Raw genomic sequence first — 23,650 nt, forward strand, 5'->3', positions numbered from 1 at the left:
CCTTTGGGGGAGGTGGCGCGCGAAGCGCGACGGAGGGGGCCTTTAGGTCGCCCCTACTCCACCATCGTCCAATCCAGCGGCGCGCCGCGGGGCAGGGCGCGGCTGGCCTTGCGGCCGAGCACCTGCGGCAGGTGCTTGGGCGGCAGGCCAAAGCCCGGCCGGATCGATCGCACGTTGGCGGGCGTCAGCGGCTCGCCGGCGGCGACGTCGGCGACCACGTAGAGCGAGCGGCGATGGTCGCGGCTGGACGCCTCCGACGGCGCCTCGTCGTAGCGGACGCTCCCCAGCGCCAGCCAGGCGTCGCGGCACTCGGTCACCAGCCGCTCCAGCTCCGCCGGCTCCAGCGAGAAATCGGAATCGACCCCGCCCTCGGCGCGGCTGAGGGTGAAGTGCTTTTCAATGAAGCAGGCGCCCAGCGCCACCGCCGCCACCGAGGCGGCGACTCCCATGGTGTGGTCCGACAGCCCGACCGCGACGCCGTGCTCGGCGGCCAGGTGCGGCAGGGTCAGCAGGTTCATGTCCGACGGCGGGGTCGGGTAGCCGCTGTTGCAGTGGAGCACGATGATCTCGGCGGCGCCGGCTCCGCGCGCGGCGGCCACCGCCTCGGCGATCTCGGCCGGGGAGGCCAGGCCCGTCGACATGATCAGCGGCTTGCCGGTGCGGGCGCAGAGCTCGATCAGCGGGAGGTCGACCAGCTCGAACGAGGCGATCTTGTAGGCCGGGGCGGCGAGGCTTTCGAGCAGCTCCACCGCCGTCGGGTCGAACGGCGAGGAGAAGACCGTGATGCCGATCTCGCGGGCGTGGGCGAACAGCGCCTCGTGCCAGTCCCAGGGGGTGTGGGCTTCCTCGTAGAGCTCATAGAGCCGCCGGCCGTCCCACAGTCCGCCGTGCACCGTGAAGCCAGGGCCGTCGTGGTCGAGGGTGATGGTGTCGGCGGTGTAGGTCTGCAGCTTGACCGCGTCGGCGCCCGCCGCCTTGGCCGCGTCGATCAGCGCCAGGGCGCGGCCGATGTCGCCGTTATGGTTCCCGGACATCTCGGCGACGATGTAGGGCGGATGGCCCGGGCCAATCTTGCGGCCGGCGATGGTGACGTGGCTCACGCCTCAGCTCCAGATTCGAGATGCGCCAGCACGGCGGCGATCTCCACGAAATGCGCGGCCTCGGCGTCCGGCGGGAAGTCGCCGTGGGCCTGGCCTGAAAACCTCCCGGTACGGACCCGGATGGAACGGCAACCGGCGGCGGCGGCGGCGGCCATGTCGTGGCCCGGATTGTCGCCGATCACCACGCTCTGGGCCGGGAAGGCCTCCAGCTTCCGCATCGCCTCAAGATAGCAGGCCGGGCTCGGCTTGGGGGCCTCGTACTCCCAGCACAGCAGCACCTCGTCGACCAGTTCGCCGACGCCGAGCGCCTCGAGCTTGCGCGCCTGCATCGTCGCCAGCCCGTCGGTGACGATCGCCAGCCGATAGGTCTTGGCCAGGAACCTGAGGGTGTCGGCCACCCCCGGCCACAGGCTGATCACCGGCCGGTGCTCGCGATAGACCCTGATCATGTCCCCGATCACGTCCGGCCCGATCCCGGCCTGCTCCAGCACCACATCGAAGATCCGCCCGCGGCCATGGGCGTCGAGCTCGGCCTCCATCGCTGCGGCCAGCGCCTGCGCGTCGAGGTTCGGGTAGCGCCCCGCCAGCTCCGCCGCGACGGCCCTGAACCCCGACAGCACGTAGCTCCGCTCGTCATAGAGCGTATCGTCGAGGTCGATGAGGAGCGCCGAGATCACAGCCCCGCCAGGTCCTGATCGGTGACGATCCGGTCCTGGGCGTAGCGCAGCATCGTCAGCCCATAGGTGATCGGGCGCGGGCGGGCGGCCTGCTCGGTCTCCCCGCGCGCCATCTGGAGGATGCGCTCGGGCGAAGCGAGGCCGGCCTGGATCGAGAGGTTCGAGGCGCCGCCGAACCGCGGATTGATCTCGATGAACCGGGCGCCGGCCTCATCGTGGAACGCCTGGACGACGTTGTGGCCAACGAGACCTAGGGCGGCGCAGAGCTTCAAGGCCTGCTCGGTCAGGGCAGGAATGTCCTCGGTGCGCGACTTGGTCGCCTCGCCGTCGCGGACCTGAAGCCGGCGGCGGGCGACGGCCTGCAGCGGCGCGCCGGCGAGATCCATCAGAACGTCGATGGTGAACTCCGGCGCTTCGTCGAAGGTCTGGACCAGGTACGCGTCGCCAACCGGCAGGTCGGCGAGCGAATCGATCCGGCGCGCGCCCTGGCCGCCGGCGCCGACGACAGGTCGGACGAAGACCGGAAAGCGATCGGGGGGCTCGCCGGGCGCAAAGGTCCGCGGCGTCGCCAGGCCGAGGTCATGGCAGAACTGCGTGAAGCGCCGCTTGTCGCTGCAGACGGCCAGGGCCTCCGGCGGGGGCGCCAGCACCAGGATCCCCCGGTCGGCGAAGCGTCGCCGGGCGGCCGAGAGCGCAGCCAATTCGCCGTCCCGGGTCGGCACGACCAGGCCGATGTCGTGGCGCGAGCAAACCTCAGCCAATGCGTCTTCAAAGCCCGGGTGGTCCGTGCGCGGCAGGATCACCGCGTGATCGGCCGCGAACAGGGCGGCGTTGTCCGGGGCGATGTCAGCAGCGATTACCTGCACGCACGCGGGTTGCGCCGCAGCCTGGAACGCCTGAACCAGGAGGACTTTTGCCGCGGCGCTGAGAATGAGGACCTTCATCGACGTCCGCTCAGCGCTCGCCTAGACCGGACGGGCGTAGGCGGTCTGGTTACGGCCCACGCCGGCCCGGGCGCAGCCGCGCCGGAACTCGATCACCGCTTCCAGCGAGCGTTGCCTCCACAGCCCCATCTCGAAGGCGATGCGGGTGAAGTGGCAGTTCCGGCCCTTGCTGCGGTCGCGCATATACGCGGTGTCCGGATTGAGCAGGAAGATGTCGATGGGGAACTCACCGAGATGCTCGACCACTTCCCAGCCGTTGCTGGCCAGGGCGCGGGGCAGAGTGTCGGTGTTGAAGTAGTTGAGGTGGTCAGGGGCGGCCAGCCAGAACTCCGGATCGGCCAGCTCGCGCTTGACGATCTGGTCTTGCAGCCAAGAGCCGTCGTTGGGCACGGCGACGCGCAACAGTCCCTGCGGCGCGACGATCGCCCGCAGCCGCTGGAGCAGGCCCATCGGATCGATCACGTGCTCCAGGACATTGTTGCAGATGACCAGGTCATAGACCTCGCCCTTGGCGATCTCGGCGTCGAGCAGCGCGAAGGCGTCGCCGAGCATCAGGTGCTCGGCCAGGTGCGGATGGAACTCGCGGACGCCGTCGTCGGTGAAGTCGAGACCCTTGGCCTGCCAGCCCCGCTTGAGGAAGTAGTCGAGCGTGAAGCCCTCGCCGACGCCGACCTCAAGCAGGCGGCCGGGCGCGCGGCCCCAGACCAGTTCCGTCTCGGCGGGCTGCAGCAGCTTGTGCTCTAGCTCCTCGGCCGTATAGCCATGGGCGTAGGGCGTCCGGCCGTCCGTAGAGCCGTAGTATTTGTTGCGATAGTAGGCGGCGAGCTCATCGGGCGTCGGCCGCGGCTCGATCTCGAAATAGCCCTCGGGCCGTTCGACCAGTTTGAGGCTCAAGGCGACACTCCCCGTTCAACGGCCCATCTACCCCTGATCGTAGTTAAGGCTCGGTCAACCCGGATGCGCGGAGTCGCCTAAACGAAGGGAATGTCCTGCGCTACTATGACGCGCCTGGCGTGGCGGGCGCAGCTGCGACCAGAGTACCCCTCGCTGACCGCGCAGTGACAATGCTGGCGTCAGATTCCGGTCGCCATCGCGGCCGCGTCTTCGGCGGTCTTCGGCGGCTTACGCCGGGGCGTCGGCTCAGCTGGCCAGGCGGCGCGAACCGCCTTGGGCAGATTGGCCCGCACCTTCTCGACCTGGCCAGCCGCCAGGTGCCGCGACAGCACGGCGAACACCGCCTGGGCCGCGCGGCGCGGATCGAGGGGAGTGGCGTCGCTCAGCCAGTCGCCGATGTCGTCGACGAACTCTTCCAGGGTGTTGCAGCGGCTCGGCTGCTTGGCCGGCTGGTACTGATCGTAATAGACGCCGCGGACGAGCAGGGGCAGCTGCGAGCCCAGGTGGGCCGAAAGGTCGACGGGAAGGCGGTCGCGGACCTTGTGCAGCACCACGCTGAGCACTTTCCAGGCGGCATGACGGTCGATGCCTAGCTCTTCGGAGATCTCCTTGAGCCAGGCGTTGGTCGTGTGCAGCGTCCTGTCGAAGACGTCCAGGCCGTTGGCGCTCATGAGAGCCTCCTTCGATGGCGGACGATCAGGCAACCGTCCGCCATCGGCGCAGGTTCCGCACCACGCGGCTTCGTGATCCAGGCGCTCAGCCGCGGGTCAGTTCAAGGCCTTCCATCGCCCCGTTTTCGCGCCAGGCCTCCAGCAGCCTGACGAAGGCGATTGGCCCCTTGCCGTAGGGGCCGTTGCGCGCCGCGAGGACGGAGGGCTGGCCTTCGTTGTTGTAGTAACCGGGGGTGCACTCCTCGGCGAACTTGGCTCGCTGCAGGGCGGAGTCGACCACCGCCTGCACCCAGGCCGTTTCCGCAGCCTCGGAGGCCTCGACGACGGCGACGCCGCGATCGGCGCACTGGCCGATGATGTAGGCGATGTGCTTGGCCTGCTCGTTGAGCATGTGCGGATAGTTCACCGTGAAGCCGGACTGGCTGTTGCTCATGATGAAGCAGTTGGGGAAGTCGCGGCTGTGGATGCCGTGCAGGGTCGAGATCCCGCCATCCCACTTGCCGGTCAAGGTCACCCCGCCACGGCCCGCGACTTCATAGCCGGCGCGACGCGCATAGGAGGTGCCGACCTCGAAGCCGGTGGCGAAGATCAGGCAGTCGAGCTCGTATTCGACGCCGTTGGCGACGACGCCTGCTTCCGTGATGCGCTCCACGCCCCGGCCCTCGGTATCGACCAGGGTGACGTTCGGTCGGTTGAAGGTGTCCAGATACTCGTCGTGGAAGCAGGGGCGCTTGCAGAACTGGTTGTAGTATGGCTTCAGCGCCTCGGCGGTGCGCTCATCGCGGACGACGGAATCCACGCGGCCACGGATCTGCTCCATCTTCTGAAAATCGGCCAGTTGCACCAGGGTCGCAGGATCCTGCGCGCCCTCGCCGGCCAGCTTGTTGCGGGCGATCAGGCCGAGATTGCGGATGATGTCGGTCCAGCCGTCGTTGACCAGGTCCTCCTCGGCGAAGCCGCCGCTTACCAGGGTGTTGAAGTTGTCCATTCGCGCCTGTTGCCAGCCAGGCTCCAGGCCGGCGGCCCAGTCCGGATCGGTGGGGCGGTTGTTGCGCACGTCGATGGATGAGGGCGTGCGCTGGAAGACGGAGAGATGGCCCGCGCTTGCGCCGAGGTGCGGCACGCATTGCACGGCGGTCGCGCCCGTGCCGATGATCCCCACCCGCTTCCCGGCCAGGCCGGTCAGGCCGCCATTGGAATCGCCGCCGGTGTAGTCGTAGTCCCAGCGGCTGGTGTGGAAGGTGTGGCCCTTGAAGCTATCGACGCCCGGAATGCCAGGCAGCTTGGGCCGGTGCAGCGGGCCGTTCGCCATGCATACGAAGCGCGCCTTCATGGCGTCGCCGCGATTGGTGGAGATGATCCAGCGGGCAGCCGCATCATCCCAGGTCATGCCGGTGACCTCCGTCTGCAGGCAGGCGTTGGCGTAAAGGTCGTACTGCTCGGCGATGGCGCGGCTGTGGGCGAGGATTTCCGGCGCGCGCGTGTACTTCTCGACCGGGATGTAGCCGGTCTCCTCCAGCAGCGGCAGGTAGACGTAGCTCTCCACGTCACAGGCCGCGCCGGGATAACGGTTCCAGTACCAGGTGCCCCCGAAGTCGCCGCCCTTCTCGATGACCCGTAGGTCCTTGACGCCGGCCTCACGCAGGCGCGCCGCCGCCAGCAGGCCGCCGAAGCCCCCGCCGATCACCACCACCTCGACCTCATCGGTGAGAGGTTCGCGGGTAAAGCCGGCAGCGACGTAGGGGTCTTCGAGATAGTGGGCGAACCCGTCCGCCATCTCGACGTACTGCGCGTTGCCGTCCGCCCGCAGGCGCTTGTCGCGCTCGGCCAAGTATCGCGCCCGCAGCTTGGCCGGGTCGAAGCCCAGACCGCTCCCCGCCTTCGCAGCGTCAGCAGAATCCGCCATGCGTTCCTCCCGAAACTATGTCGCGCCATCGAAAGTCGGGTCACCCCGCGGAAGGCAATGCCGAAGAAATGGGAGCGCGCCCGCGCCGTCGCAAAAACTGCGACGCCGTAATCAGAAAAACTCCGAGCTAATCTTCTGGCGGCCGGTATGCGCCCGCGGCTAAGCTCGATGGATGAACCCGCGCATTTTCGTCCTGACCATGGTCACGTTCGCGTTCGGGTCGGGGGCGTTCATCTTCGCAGGATTGCTGGAGACGCTGGCCGCCGATCTTGACGTCACCACGGCGGTGGCCGGGCAGCTGCAGACGGCCTTCGTGCTGACTTCGGCGGTGCTTGGGCCGGTGGCGGCCTGGCTGTTTGGCCGGATAGACCGCCGCCTGATGGTGATCGCTGGGCTGAGCCTCAGCGTGGCGCTGCATGTCGCGTGCGCCCTGACCCCCAACTTCGGAACTCTGATGGTGCTGCGGGCGCTGGCCGGTCTGGCCGGGGCGCTGTCGGGCCCCGCGGCCAGCGTGGCGGCCGCGACCCTGGCGCCGCCTGAGCGTCGAGGGTCGGCCCTGGCCATGGTGTCCGGCGGGATGACCCTGGCCTTCGTGGTCGGCATCCCAATCGGCAGCGTGGTCGGCAATGCGTTCGGGTGGCGGGCGACCTTCCTGTTCGCCGGCCTCCTGTCCGCCATCGCTCTGGTGGGAGTGTTCGCCTTCCTGCCCAAGGTTCCCGCGCCGCCGAAGCGCGAAGGCGGGTCGGTGCCGATGTCGGTCGTCTGGCCGCTCTACCTGACCACCTTCCTGGCGTTCGCCGCCAACATGACGCTGAACCTCTACATCGCGCCCATCGTGCGCGTCGGGGCCGGCGTGACCGGCGCGGGCGTCGGAGCCTTCCAGTCGATGATCGGCTTCGGCTCCATCGTCGGCCTGTGGCTTGGCGCGCGGGCGGCCGACCGCAATCTGGGCCGAAGCTGGATCCTGACCGGCTTCGTGATCCAGGCGACGGCGATGTCGATCCACTTCGGCGCGACGCACCAGCTCGCCCCGGCCGGCTGGCCTAGCGCGGCTCTGGTGGCGCTGGGCATCTTCGTCGCGGCGACGGCCCTGTTCTCGATCACCCCGGTGGTCCAGGCGCGGTTGATAGATCTGACCGGCGGCGCGCCGGTCGCCCTGGCCCTAAACGGCTCGGTGATCTCTGTCGGCCAGGCCCTGGGCTCGGCTATGGGCGGCGCAGCCCTGGCGAACTTCGGCGTGCCGGCGATCCCGGCGACAGCGCTCAGCATGTCGCTGGCGGCGCTGCTGACCCTGGCGTTTGTGTTCCCGCGGCCGGCGGTGAAGCCGGCCTAGAGGCCGCTAGACGTCGACTTCGGCGTCCAGGGCGTTTGCCTGGATGAACTCGCGGCGCGGTTCGACCAGATCGCCCATCAGGCGGGTGAACATGTCGTCGGCGTCGTCGGCGTGGGTCACCTTGACCTGCAGCAGGGTGCGGGCGTCGGCGTCCAGGGTGGTCTCCCACAACTGGTCGGGGTTCATCTCGCCCAGACCCTTGTAGCGCTGGATCGACAGGCCGCGGCGGCCCGCTTCCATCACCGCATTGAACAGGTCCAGCGGACCGCGGACCGTGGCGGTCTTGTCCTTGCGGGTGAAGGTCGCCACGCCCTCGAAGGTCTCGGTCATCGCGGTTGCGCGTTCGGAGAGGCGCCGGGCGTCGGCGGCGTGCAGCAGCAGGTCGTCGAGCACGATGCGTTCAGAGACGCCGCGCTTGGTGCGCGAGAACGCGTAGCCGCCGGTGGCGGCCTTTTCGCCGCTCCAGGCGCCATCGCCTTCCTCGGCGTAGAGGTCGAGGCGGGCCGCCGCCTTGGCCAGGTCGGGCTCTTCTTCCTTCAGCAGGCCGGCCAGGGCCGCTTGTTCGATCGCAAAGGCGGGCGCGCGCGTGGCCAGTCGCTCGATATTGGCTTTGGCGCCGCGGGCGCTCTGGACCAGGGCCAGCAGGTCGGCGCCGATCAGACGCTCGCCGCCCGAGAGGTCGAGGGTCGCGCCGTCGACGCCTTCGTCCATCAGGTAGCTTTCCAGCTCGGCATCGTCTTTCAGGTATCGGGACTGGCGGTTCTTGGTCGCCTTATAGAGCGGCGGTTGGGCGATATAGAGATAGCCGCGCTCGATCACCTCCGGCATCTGCCGGTAGAAGAAGGTCAGTAGCAGGGTGCGGATGTGCGCGCCGTCGACGTCGGCGTCCGTCATGATGACGATCTTGTGGTAGCGCAGCTTCTCGATGTTGAAGTCGTCGCGGCCGATGCCGGCCCCAAGGGCGGTGATCAGGGTGCCGACCTGGTCCGACGACAGCATCTTGTCGAAGCGGGCCCGCTCGACGTTCAGGATCTTGCCGCGCAGGGGCAGGATGGCTTGGTTCTCGCGGTTGCGCGCCTGCTTGGCCGATCCGCCGGCAGAGTCGCCCTCGACCAGGAAGATCTCCGACTTGGCCGGGTCTTTTTCCGAGCAGTCGGCGAGCTTGCCGGGCAGCGAGGTGATGTCGAGCGCCGACTTGCGGCGGGTCAGTTCACGGGCCTTGCGCGCCGCCTCGCGGGCGGCGGCGGCCTCGGCGATCTTCTGGACCACCATCTTGGCTTCGTTGGGGTGCTCTTCGAACCAGGTGCTGATGCCTTCCGACACCAAGTTCTCAACGGCCGGGCGAACTTCCGACGAGACCAGCTTGTCCTTGGTCTGGGACGAGAACTTCGGGTCCGGAACCTTGACCGACAGCACGCAGGTCAGGCCTTCGCGGGCGTCTTCGCCTGACAGCGAGACCTTCTCGCGCTTGGTCGCGCCGGAACTCTCGGCATAGCCGGTGATGATCCGGGTCAGGGCCGAGCGGAACGCCGCCAGGTGGGTGCCGCCGTCCTTCTGCGGGATGTTGTTCGTGAAGCAGAGGACGTTCTCGTGGTAGCCGTCGTTCCACCAGAGAGCCAGGTCGAGCTCGACGTTGTCCTTCTTGCCGCGCACCACGATCGGCATCTTGATCAGAGGGGTCTTGGCCTTGTCGAGGTGACGCACGAACGCCTCGATGCCGCCCTCGTAGGACATCACCTCTTCAAAGGGCTCGGCCTCGCGGAAGTCCTTCAGCCAGATGGTCACGCCGGAGTTCAGGAATGCCAGTTCGCGCAGGCGGTGCTCGAGCGTCTTGCGGTCGAAATCGATGAACGCGAAGGTCTCGGTCGAGGGCAGGAAGGTGACCTCGGTGCCCGACAGCGGTTCGCCGTTCTCGCGCATCGGCGCGTCGCCGGTGACCACCAGGGGCGATACTGCGTCGCCGCGGCGGAACTCCATCTCGTAGGCCCTGCCGCCGCGATAGATCTTCAGCTTCAGCCAGTCGGACAGGGCGTTGACCACCGAGACGCCGACGCCGTGCAGACCGCCGGAGACCTTGTAGGAGTTCTGGTCGAACTTACCGCCGGCGTGCAGCTGGGTCATGATGACCTCGGCTGCTGAAACGCCTTCGCCTTCGTGGATGTCGGTCGGGATGCCGCGGCCGTCGTCGGTGACGGTGCAGGAACCGTCGGCGTTGAGGATCACCTCGACCCGGCTCGCCCAACCGGCCAGGGTCTCGTCGATGGCGTTGTCGACCACCTCATAGACCATGTGGTGCAGGCCAGAGCCGTCATCGGTGTCGCCGATGTACATGCCGGGGCGCTTGCGCACCGCGTCCAGGCCCTTCAGGACCTTGATGGACTCCGCGCCATACTCAGCCTGGCCGTTGGATTCGCCTTGGGTTTCGTCGGTCATACCGTATCCAGAATCGCCAGGTTCGAGCCGTCCACATGGACGCCCTGGGCCCGGCCCTTCAAATCCTCGAAGAGATGCTCGTCCGTGCCGGTCAGGAATGCCTGCAGCCTGAGCGCCTCGATTTCGTCGAAGAGCGCGGCTCGCCGACGGCGGTCCAGATGCGCTGCGACTTCATCCAATAGCAATATAGGGTTTGGAGCCGATTCTGCACGCGAAAGACGCGCCGCCTGGGCCAAAACCAGGTTCAGAATCAGGGCTTTCTGCTCGCCGGTCGAGCATTCGGCCGCGGGGCGGTCCTTTTCGGCGTGGATGACGGCCAGATCGCCCCTGTGCGGGCCGGTCAGGGCGCGTCCGGCGGCGGCGTCGCGCTCGCGTGCGCCGGACAATGCGCGGGTCAGTCGCGCCTCGATTTCGGCCAGTTCGACGCCTTCGCCGGCCATCCGCTCCCAATCGCCGGTCAGGGTCATCCGCGCCTGCGGGAAGGGCCGGTCGCCGCGCCCGTCGATCTCGGTCTGGAGCGCGCTCAGGGTCCGTGAGCGCGAGGCGGCCATCAGGGCGCCGGCCTCGGCCATGCGGGCCTCCAGGGCCGTCAGCCAGGCGGGGTCGGCGGGGCCGTCGGCCAGCAGCCGCATGCGCTCGCGCTGGGACTTCTCATAGGCGCTGGCGTGGGCCGCGTGGCCGGGCTCGGCCGCGAACACCAGGCGGTCGAAGAACCGGCGCCGATCGCCCGCGCCTTCGAGGAACAGGCGGTCCTGGGCCGGGGTCAGCCAGACCTGGCGCTGATGGTCGGCCAGCCGCCCGGGGGGCACGGGCTCGCCCTCCAGCCGCACGCTGCGGCGCGCCGCGCCGGCGCTCTCCACGCCGGTCCCCAGGCGGGTTGGCTCGCCGTCCTGCTCGATGATTGCAGCGACCGCCCAGGGGCGGCCCTGCGCTTCCCCTGGCATGCGGCGGCCAAGCTCGGCTCCCACCGCCCCGCGCAGGCCGCGGCCTGGCGTGAATAGGCTGATCGCCTCTAGCAGGTTGGTCTTGCCCGCCCCGTTCGGCCCGACCAGGAACACCGGCCTTCCATCAAGGGCCAGTTCCGCCCGTTCGTAGGAGCGGAAGTTCGTCAGGGAGAGGCGCGTGAAGGCGGTGGTCACCGCCGCGTCATAGCGGGTTTCGGGGGCGAGCCCCAAACCCCGTGCTCACGCCGCGCCGGCGGCGAGGGCGAACACGTCGCGGTACTCAGGCAGGGCCAGCGCCTCAAGATTCGCGGCCTCCTCGGGTGTGAACCACTCCAGGCGGACGTGTTCGTCGCCGAGCATGTTCACCTCGCCGCTCCAGGCGGTGACCAGGAACACGTGGTAGCGCCCCTCGCCGTTGGTCTGCGGGTTAGGCTCCTGGATCATCGCGATGTGGCGCCAGGCGGTCGGGAAGACGCCCAGTTCCTCGGTCAGTTCGCGGGCCAGGGCCTCGCCGAGCGTCTCGCCCGGCTCGGCGAAGCCGCCGAGAGTGTCCCAGCAGTTCGGGTAAGTGCTTCGCCCGGCGCTGCGCAGGCCGAGCAGCAGCTTGCCGTCCCGCCAGAGGACCGCGCACGCGTAATCACCGTGACGCATAAGGGGCTAAACCCGCAGCGGCATCAGCACGTACTGGACGTCGGCGTCGACCGGATCGAGCACGAGGGCCGGATCGTTCGGGCCGCCGAAGCGGAATTCGGCGGTTTCGCTGGCGATCTGGTCGGTGACGTCGAGCAGGTAGCGAGCATTGAACGAAAGCTCGAAGGCCTCGCCGGAATAGTCGACTTCCAGCTCTTCGACAGCCTGGCCGGCCTCCATGTTGCGGACCGTCAGGATGATCTTGCCGGGCTCTATGGCCATCCGTACCGAGCGGCTCTTCTCCGCAGAGATGGTGGCGACGCGGTCCACGGCTTTGGCGAACAGCTTGTTGTCGACCAGCATGATGCGGTCGTTGCCCTGCGGGATCACGCGGCTGTAATCGGGAAACGAGCCGTCGATCACCTTCGAGGTCAGGGCCGCTCCGTTAAAGTCCAGGCGGATCTTCTGAGGGCTGACCTGCAGGTCGACGTTCTCGCCAGCGTCATCCAGCAGCCGGCGGACCTCGCCGATAGTCTTGCGCGGCACGATCACGCCCGGCGTGCCGGCCGAACCTTCGGGCGCGGCCATCTCGGCCAGGGCCAGGCGGTGGCCGTCGGTAGCCACCGCGCGCAGCTTCTGGACGCCGTTGTCGACGACCGTGTGCAGGTAGAGGCCGTTCAGGTAGTAGCGCGTCTCCTCGGTGGAGATTGCAAAGCGGGTCTTGTCGATCAGCCGGATCAGGTCGTTGACGTCGACGCCGATACGGCTGGAGAGGCCGTCCGAGGACATCACGGGGAAGTCGCCGGCCGGCAGAACCGGAAGATTGAAGCGCGAGCGGCCGGCGGCCACGGTCAGGCGCGGATCCTCGCCAGTGAAGCTCAGCGAGACGTCGGCGCCCTCGGGCAGCTTGCGGACGATCTCGTAGAGGGTGTGGGCGGGCGCGGTGATCTGGCCGGGCTGATCCACCTGGGCCACGGCCTCGTCGATGATCTCCATGTCGAGATCTGTGGCCGAGAAGGTCAGGCGATCGCGCTCTGCTGAGAGCAGCACGTTCGAGAGGATCGGGATGGTGTTGCGGCGCTCGACGGCGCTCTGCACATGCCCCAGCGCTTTCATGAGCGCCGCCCGTTCAATCGTAAGCTTCATGTTCCGGTCCGAATCTCTCCAAGCGCGGCGCCAAGTGCGCCGTCGCCCCCTACGCTGGAGGGACTTGGGACATTAGCCGAATTGCGGCGCTGTTAAAGGGGGCGAAACCATCTGAGCGGGGGATGATGCGCAAACGCTTCAGGCCTTGGCGATGTCGAAGCGCACGGATGAGCGGCCGAAGTCGACGGCGACTGTTTCGAACTGGGTCAGAAGGTCGATGCCGATCATGATGGTCGGGGTCTCGTGCAGGTCCCAGAGCTTGAAGATCGGCATGTCGGTAAACACCACCGGGACGTTGCCGAGGGTCAGGCCGCCCAGCCGCAGGAACGGCAGGTAGAGCTGGTCGCCGGTGAACGCCTCGCCGGCGATGGAGATCATCCCGACCTTGGTGGCGCGCGCCCGCGCGCTGGGGTCGATCTTCTCGATCAGCATCCGTAAGGCGCTGTTTCCCAACGAGAATTGAGATCCAGAATCGATCATCGCGCTGATGTCTTTGCCGCTCAGGTCGGCGTCGACGATGGTCAGCTGGCCGGACTTGCGGCGGGCGGGCACCACCACCCGCCCCTTGGCGCTGTCCTCGCGCCTGGACTTGGTGATCTCCAGGGTGTTGCCGGCGAAGCCCATCACCAGCCGTTGGCCCTTAAGCCAGTCGATGCCCAGCACCCCGTCGATGTCGAACTCGCCCATCGGCAGCACCGGGGCCTCGACCCGCTTACGGGTCCGCGTGCCGATCTGCAGCTGCTCGAGGGTGACGCTGGGGCGGCCACGGCGGCCGACCACGGTGTTGACCTGCAACTCGCGGCCGCGGGGCAGGGCCAGCTTCTGGGCCAGGCCCGAAGACACGCAGGAGACGTTGGCGCCGGTGTCGACCATGAAGCGGAACGGCCCCTGGCCATTGATCGTCACCGGGGCGGTGATGTGCTCGAACAGCTCGCGGGTGATGGCGATAGTGGTGGGTTCATCGTCAAGTTCTGGAGCCGGACTCTCAGGAACCTGCCCGAAGGCGGCCTGCGGAGCCGAAAGGAGGAGTCCTCCGGCGGCGGCGAGCCTGCCGAGTGCGAGGCGGCGAGTCTGCGACCCGACCAGCACGTTCCGCTCCCTTTTGACCTATGGCGCAGCCTACGCCCGGGCCGGGAAAGCGTCAAACTTTACGGCGACTTAGGATCAATCCAGGGCTGTGCGATCGCGCCCCGGCGCACGGCTGGATCGGCGTCTTTCGATCGGCCCGGTCCATGGCTCGCGGCGCATCTGAGCGCCACCGGGTATCGGCCAGCCCGATCGGCCTATCGACAGCGATCGGCGCGGCGGGCGGCGAAACCTGCCAGGCGCCGGTCGGCAGGTCAGGCGGTGCGCGGGGCGAACGTCTCGAAGATCAGGCGGGCGCCAAGCGCGCCGAGGATCGCGCCCATAAGGCGGTCGATGACGCCCTTGGCGCGGGCATAGCCGGCGCGGGGCCGCTCGGCCGAGAAGACCAGGGCGACGGCGGCGTACCAGCCTGCCTCGACCACGAACACGGCGGGCGGGATCGAGACCAGCAGCCAGGTCGGCGGCGAGGGCGGCAACAGCGCGGCGAAGATGCCCCCATAGACGATGGCGGTCTTCGGGTTGCTGACCTGGGTGATGAAGGCCAGCCAGAACGTCCGCAAGGGTGACCGGGCGGCCGGCTCGCCTGGGGCGGGCGCCGGCATCGGTTGACCGGCGCCGCGCCAGATTCGGATTCCGAGGTAGATCAGATAGGCGCCGCCCGCCAACTGGAAGGCCAGGTGTAGGACCTCTACCCTAAGCAGGATGGCGCTCAGCCCCGCGAGGGCAAGGGCGCCGAACGCGGCCCCGCCCACGCCCATCCCGAGGCCCGCCGCCAGTGCGTCGAGACGCGACCGCGTGACGGCGATACGGGTCACCAGAACGAAGCTTGGGCCAGGGCTCATGGCGCCGAGCAGCAGCGCGCCGAGAATGCTGAGCAGGGCGAGGGGTTCGGACATGGAGCGCCTCCCGTTGACGCTTCCGGCAAGCCCGGATTTCGGACCCACGGGAAGCGGTGGCGGTGGCGGTGGCGGTGGCGGTGGCGGTGGCGGTGGCGGTGGCGGTGGCGGTGGCGGTGGCGGTGGCGGTGGCGGTGGCGGTGGCGGCGGCAGGCGGGTGGCTTTGCGACCGGAAGGTTGGAAACGCCGTCGAAATCGGCTGGGCTGACCTCAGCGTACGGCGGCCGCCTCCTGGATGAACTTGGTCAGGTCGCGGGCGAGCTGCAGGCGGGTCGGTTGGTCGCGGTACATCATGTGGCCGCCCTCGTAGCAGACGTGAGTGAAACGGCTGGCCAGGGCCGGTTCCAGCTTTCCGCTCATGCGCAGGTTGCCCTCGCACATGTTCAGCGAATCATAGCGGCCGGCGGCGACATAGACCCGAATGCCCGGGTCCTGGCGCATGGCGTTCTGGAGCCAGGGCTGGGAGAGCGGCGGGCCGCCGCCGCCGCTCATGCGGGCCATGACCTCGGGGGTCAGCTCGACGTGATTGTAGTCCCAGCGCTCGCCGGTGCTGCGGCGCTTTGCGCCGGGCAGCGGCATGTAGCCGTCCTCCAGGCCGGTGTAGGCCAAGTCGGTGGCGAAGCCGAGTTCCTCGCGGAAGTAGGCCGCTATGGTCGCCGGCCGGGTCGGGTCGTCCACCTCGGGGCCGACGATCCGCATGTCGTAGGTGTTGAGCGCCTTCTTGGGGTCGCCTGCGTAAAGCCCCGAGAGATAGGCGCGGTTGTTCATGACCAGGGTCTTGCGGTCGATCTGCGAAGCCTTGACGCCGGTGAAACGGGCCAGGCCTTCGGCGATCTTCTCGCGCTCGGCCGGGGTGAGGGTGGCCAGCCGCTCTAGGGCCGGCAGGTAGACGCCGCTGGCCCAGGCGTCCGCCGCCTTCAGGGTCTTGGCCTTATCGGCCATCAGGTCAGGCGCCAGCTTCTTCAGCTCGAAGGCCGCGGCCGTCCGGGCCTGGACGTACATGGCGTCCTGGAACTGCGGCGACATTAGCGAGCCGGGCACGCCGCCGGAGATCAGGATCGCACCCTTCACCGGGATGCCGGCCTTGGTCAGCAGCTCGGTGGCGCCGTTGACCCGCCAGGTCCCGTAGCTCTCGCCGCCGAGGAACAGCGGTTGGTCGACGGCGCCGAACCGAACGCGGTAGGCGCGAACGAATTCGGCGGTGGCGGCGAAGTCCCCCAGCGTCGAATAGAACTCCTGCGCGAACTCGGGCTTGGCCGGGCGGCCAAAGCCCGTGCCGACCGGGTCGAAGAACACCAGATCGCTGGCGGTCAGCAGGGTCTCAGCGTTGTCGACCATGCCCTCGTGCGTCCAGCGCTTGGGGCCGAACACCTCGGTGTGGACCAGGACCGACGGGGTGGTCGGGCCCCCGTTCCAGAGGAAGGTCAGGGGGCGCGGCGGGCCCTTGGGCTTCACGACATAGGCGATGAAACCGACATAGCCGCGGACCTGGCCGGTCTCGTCGTTGCGGATCGGCAGCCGGCCGATGCGGGCCTCGTAGTCCAGCGGTCCGGCGGTGGTCTGCACTCGGTGCGTGGTGACGACGATGGTCTCGTCGCCGCTGACCAGCGGGGCGACTGTGCGGACGGCCGTAGTTTGGGCCAATGCTGGCGCCGCCAGGCAGGCGGTGGCGACGAGGGCGATGGCGAGGCGACGAAGGATCATGCCCCGATCATCGCCCAAAACGCCGGCGGGGTTTATTCGAAGGCTTGGCCGTCAGTGGCGCGGCGCGCATGAATTTTGCGCCGCGCGTGGGACGAAAAGGACTACGCCTTGGTGTCGACCGCGCCACCGGCCTCGCCGTCGTTGGCGGCATAGGGGTTGGCGGGGGCGGCGGGCTCGGCGGCGCCCGAACCCTTGGCTGCGACCACGACCATGGCCGGGCGGATCAACCGGCCGAGCAATTCATAGCCCGGCTGCAACACCTGGATGACGCCGCCGCCGGCGACTTCGGTCGAGGGCTGCTCCATCACCGCCTGGTGCAGGTGGGGGTCGAACTTCTCGCCAGCGGGCGGGTCGATCCTCTTCAGGCCGTTGGTCTCGAAGGCGCCTTGCAGGGCCTTCTGGGTCATTTCCATGCCGACCACGAAGTTCTTCACCGCCGGGTCCTCCACCGGAGCGGCGAGGGCGCGGTCGAGGGTGTCGGCGACGTTCAGCAGGTCGCGGCCGAACTTCTGGATTGCGTAGGCGCGCGCGTCGTTGGCCTCGCGCTCAGCGCGACGCTTGGTGTTCTCGGCCTCGGCGGCGACGCGAAGCACCTGGTCTTTCAGGGCCTGGTTCTCGGCGCGCAGGGCGATCAGCTCCTCGGCCGCGGAATCGGCGATCTCGTTGAAGTCTTCGGCCGGCGTTTGATCGTCGGACATCTTCTAAATCCTCTACGCGTTCGTCACCTGGGACAGCACGCGGGCGGTATAATCCACCAGCGGGATGACCCGGGCATAGTTTAGGCGGGCCGGACCGATCACCGCGATCGCGCCGAGCACCTTCTGTCGGCCCGTCATATAGGGAGCGGCGATCACCGCGGAACCCGAAAGCGAAAAGAGTCGCGTTTCGGCCCCGATATAAATGCGCACGCCCTGGGCCTGCCGCACGTCATCCAGCAAACCGATAAGCTGTTCCTTTTGTTCAAGATCATCGAACAGCATCCGCACCCGTTCGAGATCGTCGAGGGTTTCGCGGTCGCCGAGCAGGTTGGCGTGGCCGCGGACGATCAGGGCGCGGTCGCCGGCCTCGCCGCCGCTCCAGGCGGCCATGCCGTCCTCGACCAGCTTGGCGGCGGTCTCGTTGAGCTGCCGTCGGGCGGCGTCCAATTCACTGCGGATCTCAGCCCCCGCCTCGCCGAGCGTGCGGCCGCGCAGCCGGGCGTTCATGAAGTTCGAGGCTTCCTGCAGCGACGAAGGCGTCACGCCGGCCGCCAGGCGCATCAGGCGATTCTCGACCACCCCGTCCTCAAAGACCATGACCGCCAGGGCCTGGTCGATGGAGAGGGCGACGAACTCCACGTGCTTGACGCCGGCGTCGCGGACCGGGGTGACGACGATGCCGGCCCCGCCGGCCAGGCCCGAGAGCACGGCAGAGGCTTCGTTCAGGGCCTCTTCGAAGTTGCGACCCTTGGCCGACAGCCGCGCCTCGATGTTGCGGCGGTCGTCTTCGGCGACGTCGCCGACCTCCAGCAGGCCGTCGACGAACAGGCGCAGGCCGGCGTGGGTCGGCACCCGGCCAGCGCTGATGTGCGGCGCGCCTAGCAGGCCGAGCTGGGTCAGGTCCTGCATGGTGTTGCGGATCGAGGCCGGGGACAGGTGGATGCCGCCCTTGGACAGGGTGCGCGAGCCGACCGGCTCGCCGGTGTCCAGATAGCTCTCGACCACGCGCCGGAAGATGTCGCGTGCGCGCTCGTCCAGCTCGGCGAGCGATGGCCCGGGGGAAAGCAGGGGACTGGTCACGATGGAGGGCAGTGCTCGGTCAGGGCCATGGACGGAACCTCTCGCATCTAGGATAAGCCGCCCGACGCAAGACGCCAGACCCCTCGGCCTACTCTAAGGACCACCATGCGCCCCTCCGACCGCACGCCCGACATGCTTCGCTCCGTGACCCTGGAGACCGGGATCAACCGTTACGCGGAAGGCTCGTGCCTGGCCAGCTTCGGCCACACCAAGGTGCTGATCACCGCCAGCGTCGAGGACCGGGTGCCCGGCTTCATGCGCGGCCGGGGCGTGGGCTGGGTGACGGCCGAGTACGGCATGCTGCCGCGCGCCACCCACACTCGCGGCCGCCGCGAGGCCTCGGAAGGCAAACAATCGGGCCGCACGCAGGAAATCCAGCGGCTGATCGGCCGCTCGATGCGGGCGATCATCGACCCGGTGGCGCTCGGCGAGCGCCAGATCTCCATCGATTGCGACGTGATCCAGGCCGACGGCGGCACCCGCACCGCGGCGATCACCGGCGCCTGGGTGGCGCTGCGCACGGCCACCCAGTACCTGCTGGACGAGGGCGTGATCACCAAGGACCCGATCCTCGACCAGGTAGCGGCGATTTCCTGCGGCGTGTTCAACAACGTGCCGGTTCTGGACCTGGAGTACGAGGAAGACTCCAACGCCGAGGCCGACGCCAACTTCGTGCTGACCGGCAAGGGCGACATCGTCGAGATCCAGGCCACCGGCGAGAAGCGCGGGTTCACCCAGGACGAGTTCGAGTCGCTGTTCGGCCTTGCCCGCAAGGGTATCGCCGAGCTGTGCGAACTGCAGCGGGCGGTGACCGGCCGCTAGGCGCCCAATAGCTCGTCTTCCTCGGCCGCGCATGCGTGCCGGGGATCCATCGGCGCAGACATTTCCGGACGGTCTCGAGTTTGTGGATGGCCGGGACCTGGCGACCCGGCCATGACGATCCTTCAGGGGATTTGGAGCATGACCATCGTTCGTGTGCTGTCAGCGCAGGAGGCGCAGGCGCAGGCGCAGGTCTCGGCCCTGGCCGAGGTGCTGATCGACTGCGTCGAGGGCGGCGCTTCGGTGAGTTTCATGGCGCCGCTGGAGCGGGCCAAGGCGGAGGCCTTCTGGCGCGACATGGCGGCCGGCGTGGCGGCGGGCGAGCGGGTGCTGATCGTCGCTGAGGAGGCCGGCGAGATCCTTGGGACAGTGATGCTGGTGGTCGGCCAGCCGGAGAACCAGCCGCACCGGGCCGACGTCTCCAAGATGCTGGTGCGCCAGAGCGCCCGGAAGCGCGGTCTGGGGGCAGCGCTGATGAGCGCGGTCGAGGATGCGGCGCGGGCGGCGGGCAAGACCCTGCTGGTCCTCGACACCGCCAGCCCCGAGGCCGAGCGGCTCTATGAGCGGTCGGGATGGCTGCGGGTAGGCGTGGTGCCCGACTATGCGCTCACGCCCGACGGCCAGCTCTGCGACACCACCTTCTTTTACCGGCGCCTCGACTGATCGGGGGAAAGCCTGTGGGCTAATCATCCTCGTTTGTAATTTGGCAACTAGCCCGTGATTGCTAACCCCCTGGTTGAGGGGGCGGCGATGCGATTCACCTTACACGCGCGGAGGCTGGCGGCGACCTTCGCAGCCATGGCGCTCGTGGCGCTGCCGCAGGCGGCCCACGCCGTCGCGCCCGACGCCCCGACCATCGGCACGGCCACCGCTGGCGACGGCCAGGTCAGCGTCACCTTCACGGCGCCGGTCAGCAACGGCGGCTCTGCCATCACGACGTACACCGCGACCGCCAGCCCCGGCGGAGCGTTCGGCACCTGCGCGGGACCGGCGGCCTGCACGGCCACGGTCACCGGCCTCACCAACGGCACGGCCTATACCTTCACCGTCACGGCGACCAACGCCGACGGGACGAGCCTGGCCTCGGGCGCGTCGAACAGCGCCACGCCGAAGGGCAATCAGACGATCACCTTCGCAAATCCGGGCGCGCAGAACTTCGGGACGACGCCGACACTGTCGGCGACGGGCACGTCCAGCCTGGCCGCGACGTTCAGCTCCAGCACAACCGGCGTCTGCACGATCACCAGCGGCGGGATCTTGACCTTCGTCAGGGCGGGCAGCTGCACCATCGAAGCCAACCAGGCCGGGAACGGAAGCTGGAACGCCGCGACGCCGGTCGCCCAGACGTTCACCGTCAACGCCATCATCCCAAGCGCGCCGAACATCGGCACGGCCACGGCGGGCGACGCCGAGGCTTCGGTCACCTTTTCGGCGCCCGCCAGCAACGGCGGCTCGACCATCACGACGTACACGGCGACCGCCAGTCCCGGGGGCGCAACCGGAACCTGCGCCGGGCCGACGGCCTGCCCGATCACCATCACCGGCCTGACCAACGGGCTCGCCTACAGCTTCTCGGTGACCGCCACGAATTCGGCAGGCGAAGGGCCGGCGTCGGCGGCGTCCAACAGCGTCATGCCGGGGATGCCCCAGACGATTACCTTCAACAATCCCGGCGTACAGAATTTCGGGACCACCCCGACCCTCTCGGCGACCTCCAGCTCGTTCCTGACGGTGCGTTTCACCTCCTCGACGACCGGGGTCTGCACGATCACGCCGGGCGGAGCGCTGACTTTCGTCACGACGGGCAGCTGCACCATCAACGCCGATCAGGCGGGTGCTCCCGGCTTCCTGAGGGCGACCCAGGTCAGTCAGACGTTCAACGTCAGCGCCGTGGCTCCTGGCGCCCCGACGGGCGTGACCGTCATCCGCGGCGACACCCAGATGCAGGTGAGCTTCACGGCGCCGACCAACACCGGCGGGGCGGCAATCACCAACTACACGGTCACCACCAGCCCAGCCGATGTGGCGCCGGTCAACGGAGCCGGGCCCTCGATCGTCGTCACCGGCCTGACCAACGGGCAGCCCTATACGTTCACGGTGACGGCGAGCAATCTCGCCGGAACCGGGCCGGCGTCGAGCGCCAGCGCCAGCGCGATCCCTGCCGCGACCCAGACCATCACCTTCGCTGCTCCTGGAGCGCAGAACTTCGGGACCACCCCGACCTTCACGGCGACCGCGGACTCCGGTCTGACGCCGACCTTCACCTCCAGCACGACCGGAGTCTGCACGATCACCAGCGGCGGCGCATTGACCTTCGTCTCGGCGGGGACCTGCACGATCAACGCCGACCAGGTTGGGAACGGCAGCTACCTGCCGGCGGGCCAGGTGACCCGCACGTTCACAGTCAATGCGGTGGTTCCCGGCGCCCCGGCCATCACCGCCGTCACGCCAGGCGACCGTCAGGTGAGCGTGGCCTTCACGCGGCCCGTGTCGACCGGCGGCGTCGCGCTCACCGGCTACACCCTGACCGCCGCTCCGGGCGGGGCGACGGCAGCCTGTGCGGTGGCTTCGCCGTGCGTGTTCTCGGGCCTGACCAACGGAGTCGCCTACAGCTTCACGATCAGGGCGACCAATGGCGTTGGGACCGGATCGCCGTCCGGCGCGTCATTGAGCGTGACGCCGGTCGCGCCGCCGGAGCCGCCGCCCCCGCAGCAAGTCGACCAGGCGATCACCGGCCTCACGGTCAATCCGGCCGCGCCGGTGTTCAAGCCGGGCGGGACGTTCGGCGTCAGCGCGGCGAGCGGGGGTTCGTCCAGCCCGGTGGTGTTTGCGATCGCGCCGGCCAGCGCGAAGGTCTGCTCGATCAGCGGCGCGACAGTTAGCATGCTGGCGGCCGGGACCTGCACGATCACCGCCGACCAGGCCGGCGACGACAGCCATTTTGCTGCGCCGACCGTGCGGCTGGATGTGCGTATCGCCACGGCGACGCCAAGCCTCAGCTGGACCGGCGATCTGGCCAAGACCTTTGGCGATCCCGCCTTCGACCTCGCCGATCCCAGGAGCGACAGCAAGGGCGCCTTCAGCTTCGCCAGCAGCGATGCAGGCGTGGCCCGGGTCAACGGGCGGTCGGTGGCGATCGTCGGGCCGGGGACGGCGATCCTGACCGCCAGCCAGGCCGCCGACGGCGACTATGGAGCCGGCGCGGCCAGCCTGACGCTGACGGTGAGTGCACGGCCCAATCCGGTCTCGGATCCAACCGTAGCCGCCGCCAGCCAATCGCAAGTCGACGCCGCCGTCCGCTTCGCCACCGCCCAGCAGGTCAATGTGCAGTCGCGTCTGCGGAGCTTGCGCAGCGCGGGCGGGGCGAACGGCTTCAGCAACGGCCTGACCTTCAACCTGCAGAACGCGGCTGGCCGCGGCATGAGCCTGCCGACCGGAACGCTTGGCCTGGGCGAGGGCGGCGGCGTCCTGCCGGAAGGCTGGGGACTTTGGACCGCCGGTGCGCTGATATTCGACGAGCGCGCCGGAAGCGCGGGCTTCGCTGGGTTCGATGTGCGCAGCGAAGGGGTCAGCATCGGCCTCGACCGGAGCATCGGCGAGACGCTGGTGGTCGGCGCGTCGGCGGGCCTGGGCTGGAACGACACCGACTTTGGCGGCTCGCCCTCCGGCATGGACGGCAGCCAAGGGTCGGTCTCCGCATACGGCCTCTGGCGCGCAGGCGAGCACGTGTTCGCCGACGGCCTGATCGGTTGGGGGCGGCTCGACTTCGACATGACCCGCTGGAGCGACGAAGCCGCTGCGCTGGCCACTGCTGACCGCAGCGGCGACCAGTGGTTCGGCTCGCTGACCCTCGGCTACGAGCAGCGCGGCGTCCGCGGCAGTCTGTCAGGCTATGGCCGCCTCGACGCCAGCCGCACCGAACTGGAGGCCTATCGCGAAGTCGGGTTGGGCTCGTTCGACCTGGCCTATCGCGAGCAGACGATCGACAACTCCAGCCTGGCTGTCGGGATCGAGGGGAGCAGGCTGTTCAAACGGGGCGGCGCCGGCTTTCGGCCCTCCTGGATGATCGAGTATCGCGCCGCGCTGCAGAACAACGGCGACCAGGCGATCAACTTTGTGCTGAACCCGGCGACCAGCGACTACGTGCTGTCGCTGCGCAGCTTCAACGACGATGCGGTGGTGCTGGGGCTGGGGCTGGACATCGACCTGCCGGCCGGCTGGCTGCTGTCGCTGGGCTATCGTCGCGAGGACGGTTCGGAGCTCGACAGCAACGGCTATGCGGTGAGCGTCACCTATCGCGGCCAGGCCGGCCGCAAGTAGCGGAAACGAAAACGCCGCCCCGGGGAGGACGGGGCGGCGTCTCTTGTGAGGGGCGCGCGGCAGGGGGAGGGAGGAGCCGCGGCGCTCCTTAGAAGCCGTTCAGCAGATAGCGGAACGACGAAGCGGGCATGCGCGCCAGTTCGCGGGCGAACGGGCCGAGCATCCAGTCGATGATTTGTTCAATGGCGCGGGCCATGTCCATCTCCATTGGTGCGTTGCAGCAATTTGTTGCGGTGCACATAAGGCGAAGTTTGCGGCGCCGCAAGTGGTAAGGGACATTTTTGACGCCGTGGGCACAAGTTGAGGGCATGGACGCCCCGGACCGCGGCTTGGATGTCCCTGAAGGTCCTGCTTGCCGACTATTCCGGG

20 protein-coding genes are annotated in these 23,650 nt (G+C 68.6%); 5 read left to right on the top strand and 15 right to left on the bottom strand.

What is annotated here, in order from left to right:
- Positions 1–53: 53 nt before the first annotated feature.
- The 6 genes from pseI to AC1DQJ_RS10935 form a co-directional block, all read right to left on the bottom strand.
- Positions 54–1,100 carry a pseudaminic acid synthase gene (gene pseI / locus AC1DQJ_RS10910; RefSeq protein ID WP_477603113.1) on the bottom strand — a complete coding sequence of 349 codons (1,047 nt, stop codon included), beginning with the start codon at positions 1,098–1,100 and terminating at the stop codon, positions 54–56.
- Entirely contained in the window at positions 1,097–1,777 is a 681-nt protein-coding gene (locus tag AC1DQJ_RS10915) for an HAD family hydrolase (protein WP_477603115.1), read from the bottom strand. The genes pseI and AC1DQJ_RS10915 overlap by 4 nt, the downstream gene beginning before the upstream one ends.
- Positions 1,774–2,721, bottom strand: coding sequence for an ATP-grasp domain-containing protein (locus AC1DQJ_RS10920; RefSeq protein WP_477603117.1), 948 nt, complete (start codon positions 2,719–2,721; stop codon positions 1,774–1,776). Before AC1DQJ_RS10920 ends, AC1DQJ_RS10915 begins: the two co-directional genes overlap by 4 nt.
- Positions 2,722–2,742: 21 nt before the next feature.
- Complete coding sequence (locus AC1DQJ_RS10925) at positions 2,743–3,615, bottom strand: class I SAM-dependent methyltransferase (protein WP_477603119.1); 873 nt, start codon at positions 3,613–3,615, stop codon at positions 2,743–2,745.
- Positions 3,616–3,794: 179 nt separating this feature from the next.
- The gene (locus AC1DQJ_RS10930; RefSeq protein ID WP_477603121.1) at positions 3,795–4,286 is read right to left on the bottom strand and encodes a DUF2267 domain-containing protein; all 492 of its coding nucleotides are present in this window, start codon (positions 4,284–4,286) and stop codon (positions 3,795–3,797) included.
- 85 nt (positions 4,287–4,371) lie between these two features.
- The gene (locus tag AC1DQJ_RS10935) at positions 4,372–6,192 is read right to left on the bottom strand and encodes a flavin-containing monooxygenase (protein ID WP_477603123.1); all 1,821 of its coding nucleotides are present in this window, start codon (positions 6,190–6,192) and stop codon (positions 4,372–4,374) included.
- A 172-nt stretch (positions 6,193–6,364) separates the two neighbouring features.
- Here AC1DQJ_RS10935 and AC1DQJ_RS10940 point away from each other — a divergent pair, with 172 nt between their 5' ends.
- Positions 6,365–7,525, top strand: coding sequence for an MFS transporter (locus AC1DQJ_RS10940; protein ID WP_477603125.1), 1,161 nt, complete (start codon positions 6,365–6,367; stop codon positions 7,523–7,525).
- A gap of 6 nt (positions 7,526–7,531) precedes the next feature.
- Here AC1DQJ_RS10940 and gyrB read toward each other — a convergent pair whose 3' ends face one another.
- The 6 genes from gyrB to AC1DQJ_RS10970 all read right to left on the bottom strand — a co-directional run bounded on the left by gyrB (position 7,532) and on the right by AC1DQJ_RS10970 (position 14,660).
- Entirely contained in the window at positions 7,532–9,958 is a 2,427-nt protein-coding gene (gyrB, locus tag AC1DQJ_RS10945; RefSeq protein WP_477603127.1) for a DNA topoisomerase (ATP-hydrolyzing) subunit B, read from the bottom strand.
- Positions 9,955–11,097 carry a DNA replication/repair protein RecF gene (recF, locus tag AC1DQJ_RS10950; RefSeq protein WP_477603498.1) on the bottom strand — a complete coding sequence of 381 codons (1,143 nt, stop codon included), beginning with the start codon at positions 11,095–11,097 and terminating at the stop codon, positions 9,955–9,957. The genes gyrB and recF overlap by 4 nt, the downstream gene beginning before the upstream one ends.
- A 45-nt stretch (positions 11,098–11,142) precedes the next feature.
- Entirely contained in the window at positions 11,143–11,553 is a 411-nt protein-coding gene (locus tag AC1DQJ_RS10955; protein ID WP_477603129.1) for an NUDIX hydrolase, read from the bottom strand.
- Between the two features lie 6 nt (positions 11,554–11,559).
- Entirely contained in the window at positions 11,560–12,678 is a 1,119-nt protein-coding gene (dnaN, locus tag AC1DQJ_RS10960) for a DNA polymerase III subunit beta (protein ID WP_477603131.1), read from the bottom strand.
- A gap of 138 nt (positions 12,679–12,816) precedes the next feature.
- Positions 12,817–13,767 (bottom strand): retroviral-like aspartic protease family protein, encoded by a 951-nt coding sequence (locus tag AC1DQJ_RS10965; protein WP_477603133.1) that lies wholly within the window; start codon positions 13,765–13,767, stop codon positions 12,817–12,819.
- A 251-nt stretch (positions 13,768–14,018) separates the two neighbouring features.
- A complete protein-coding gene (locus tag AC1DQJ_RS10970) occupies positions 14,019–14,660 on the bottom strand; it encodes a LysE family translocator (protein ID WP_477603135.1) in 642 nt (213 codons plus the stop codon).
- 56 nt (positions 14,661–14,716) lie between these two features.
- Between AC1DQJ_RS10970 and AC1DQJ_RS10975 the strand changes: the two genes are divergently transcribed.
- Entirely contained in the window at positions 14,717–14,899 is a 183-nt protein-coding gene (locus AC1DQJ_RS10975; protein WP_477603137.1) for a hypothetical protein, read from the top strand.
- Here the strand turns inward: AC1DQJ_RS10975 and AC1DQJ_RS10980 are convergent.
- The 3 genes from AC1DQJ_RS10980 to hrcA form a co-directional block, all read right to left on the bottom strand.
- Positions 14,871–16,364 (bottom strand): S10 family serine carboxypeptidase-like protein, encoded by a 1,494-nt coding sequence (locus AC1DQJ_RS10980; protein ID WP_477603139.1) that lies wholly within the window; start codon positions 16,362–16,364, stop codon positions 14,871–14,873. The two genes, AC1DQJ_RS10975 and AC1DQJ_RS10980, sit on opposite strands and share 29 nt — an antisense overlap.
- A 101-nt stretch (positions 16,365–16,465) precedes the next feature.
- The gene (gene grpE / locus AC1DQJ_RS10985) at positions 16,466–17,062 is read right to left on the bottom strand and encodes a nucleotide exchange factor GrpE (protein ID WP_477603141.1); all 597 of its coding nucleotides are present in this window, start codon (positions 17,060–17,062) and stop codon (positions 16,466–16,468) included.
- A gap of 12 nt (positions 17,063–17,074) precedes the next feature.
- Positions 17,075–18,145: a heat-inducible transcriptional repressor HrcA gene (gene hrcA, locus AC1DQJ_RS10990; RefSeq protein ID WP_477603500.1), complete on the bottom strand. Its 1,071-nt coding sequence runs from the start codon at positions 18,143–18,145 to the stop codon at positions 17,075–17,077.
- A gap of 102 nt (positions 18,146–18,247) precedes the next feature.
- Here hrcA and rph point away from each other — a divergent pair, with 102 nt between their 5' ends.
- From rph to AC1DQJ_RS11005, 3 genes are all read left to right on the top strand, one after another.
- Positions 18,248–18,964 (top strand): ribonuclease PH, encoded by a 717-nt coding sequence (rph, locus tag AC1DQJ_RS10995; protein ID WP_477603143.1) that lies wholly within the window; start codon positions 18,248–18,250, stop codon positions 18,962–18,964.
- A 138-nt stretch (positions 18,965–19,102) separates the two neighbouring features.
- Positions 19,103–19,624 carry an N-acetyltransferase family protein gene (locus tag AC1DQJ_RS11000; RefSeq protein WP_477603145.1) on the top strand — a complete coding sequence of 174 codons (522 nt, stop codon included), beginning with the start codon at positions 19,103–19,105 and terminating at the stop codon, positions 19,622–19,624.
- 87 nt (positions 19,625–19,711) lie between these two features.
- Positions 19,712–23,281 (top strand): fibronectin type III domain-containing protein, encoded by a 3,570-nt coding sequence (locus tag AC1DQJ_RS11005; protein ID WP_477603147.1) that lies wholly within the window; start codon positions 19,712–19,714, stop codon positions 23,279–23,281.
- The last annotated feature ends 369 nt before the right edge of the window (positions 23,282–23,650 follow it).

Source organism: Phenylobacterium sp. P4_E10 (genome assembly GCF_056401675.1).

Coding starts and splice junctions, on each gene's coding strand:
- AC1DQJ_RS11000 (WP_477603145.1), top strand. CDS start 19,103: ATGACCATCGTTCGTGTGCTGTCAGCGCAGGAGGCGCAGGCGCAGGCG.
- rph (WP_477603143.1), top strand. CDS start 18,248: ATGCGCCCCTCCGACCGCACGCCCGACATGCTTCGCTCCGTGACCCTG.
- grpE (WP_477603141.1), bottom strand. CDS start 17,062: ATGTCCGACGATCAAACGCCGGCCGAAGACTTCAACGAGATCGCCGAT.
- AC1DQJ_RS11005 (WP_477603147.1), top strand. CDS start 19,712: ATGCGATTCACCTTACACGCGCGGAGGCTGGCGGCGACCTTCGCAGCC.
- gyrB (WP_477603127.1), bottom strand. CDS start 9,958: ATGACCGACGAAACCCAAGGCGAATCCAACGGCCAGGCTGAGTATGGC.
- AC1DQJ_RS10920 (WP_477603117.1), bottom strand. CDS start 2,721: ATGAAGGTCCTCATTCTCAGCGCCGCGGCAAAAGTCCTCCTGGTTCAG.
- AC1DQJ_RS10970 (WP_477603135.1), bottom strand. CDS start 14,660: ATGTCCGAACCCCTCGCCCTGCTCAGCATTCTCGGCGCGCTGCTGCTC.
- AC1DQJ_RS10930 (WP_477603121.1), bottom strand. CDS start 4,286: ATGAGCGCCAACGGCCTGGACGTCTTCGACAGGACGCTGCACACGACC.
- AC1DQJ_RS10955 (WP_477603129.1), bottom strand. CDS start 11,553: ATGCGTCACGGTGATTACGCGTGCGCGGTCCTCTGGCGGGACGGCAAG.
- dnaN (WP_477603131.1), bottom strand. CDS start 12,678: ATGAAGCTTACGATTGAACGGGCGGCGCTCATGAAAGCGCTGGGGCAT.
- AC1DQJ_RS10980 (WP_477603139.1), bottom strand. CDS start 16,364: ATGATCCTTCGTCGCCTCGCCATCGCCCTCGTCGCCACCGCCTGCCTG.
- AC1DQJ_RS10940 (WP_477603125.1), top strand. CDS start 6,365: ATGAACCCGCGCATTTTCGTCCTGACCATGGTCACGTTCGCGTTCGGG.
- AC1DQJ_RS10935 (WP_477603123.1), bottom strand. CDS start 6,192: ATGGCGGATTCTGCTGACGCTGCGAAGGCGGGGAGCGGTCTGGGCTTC.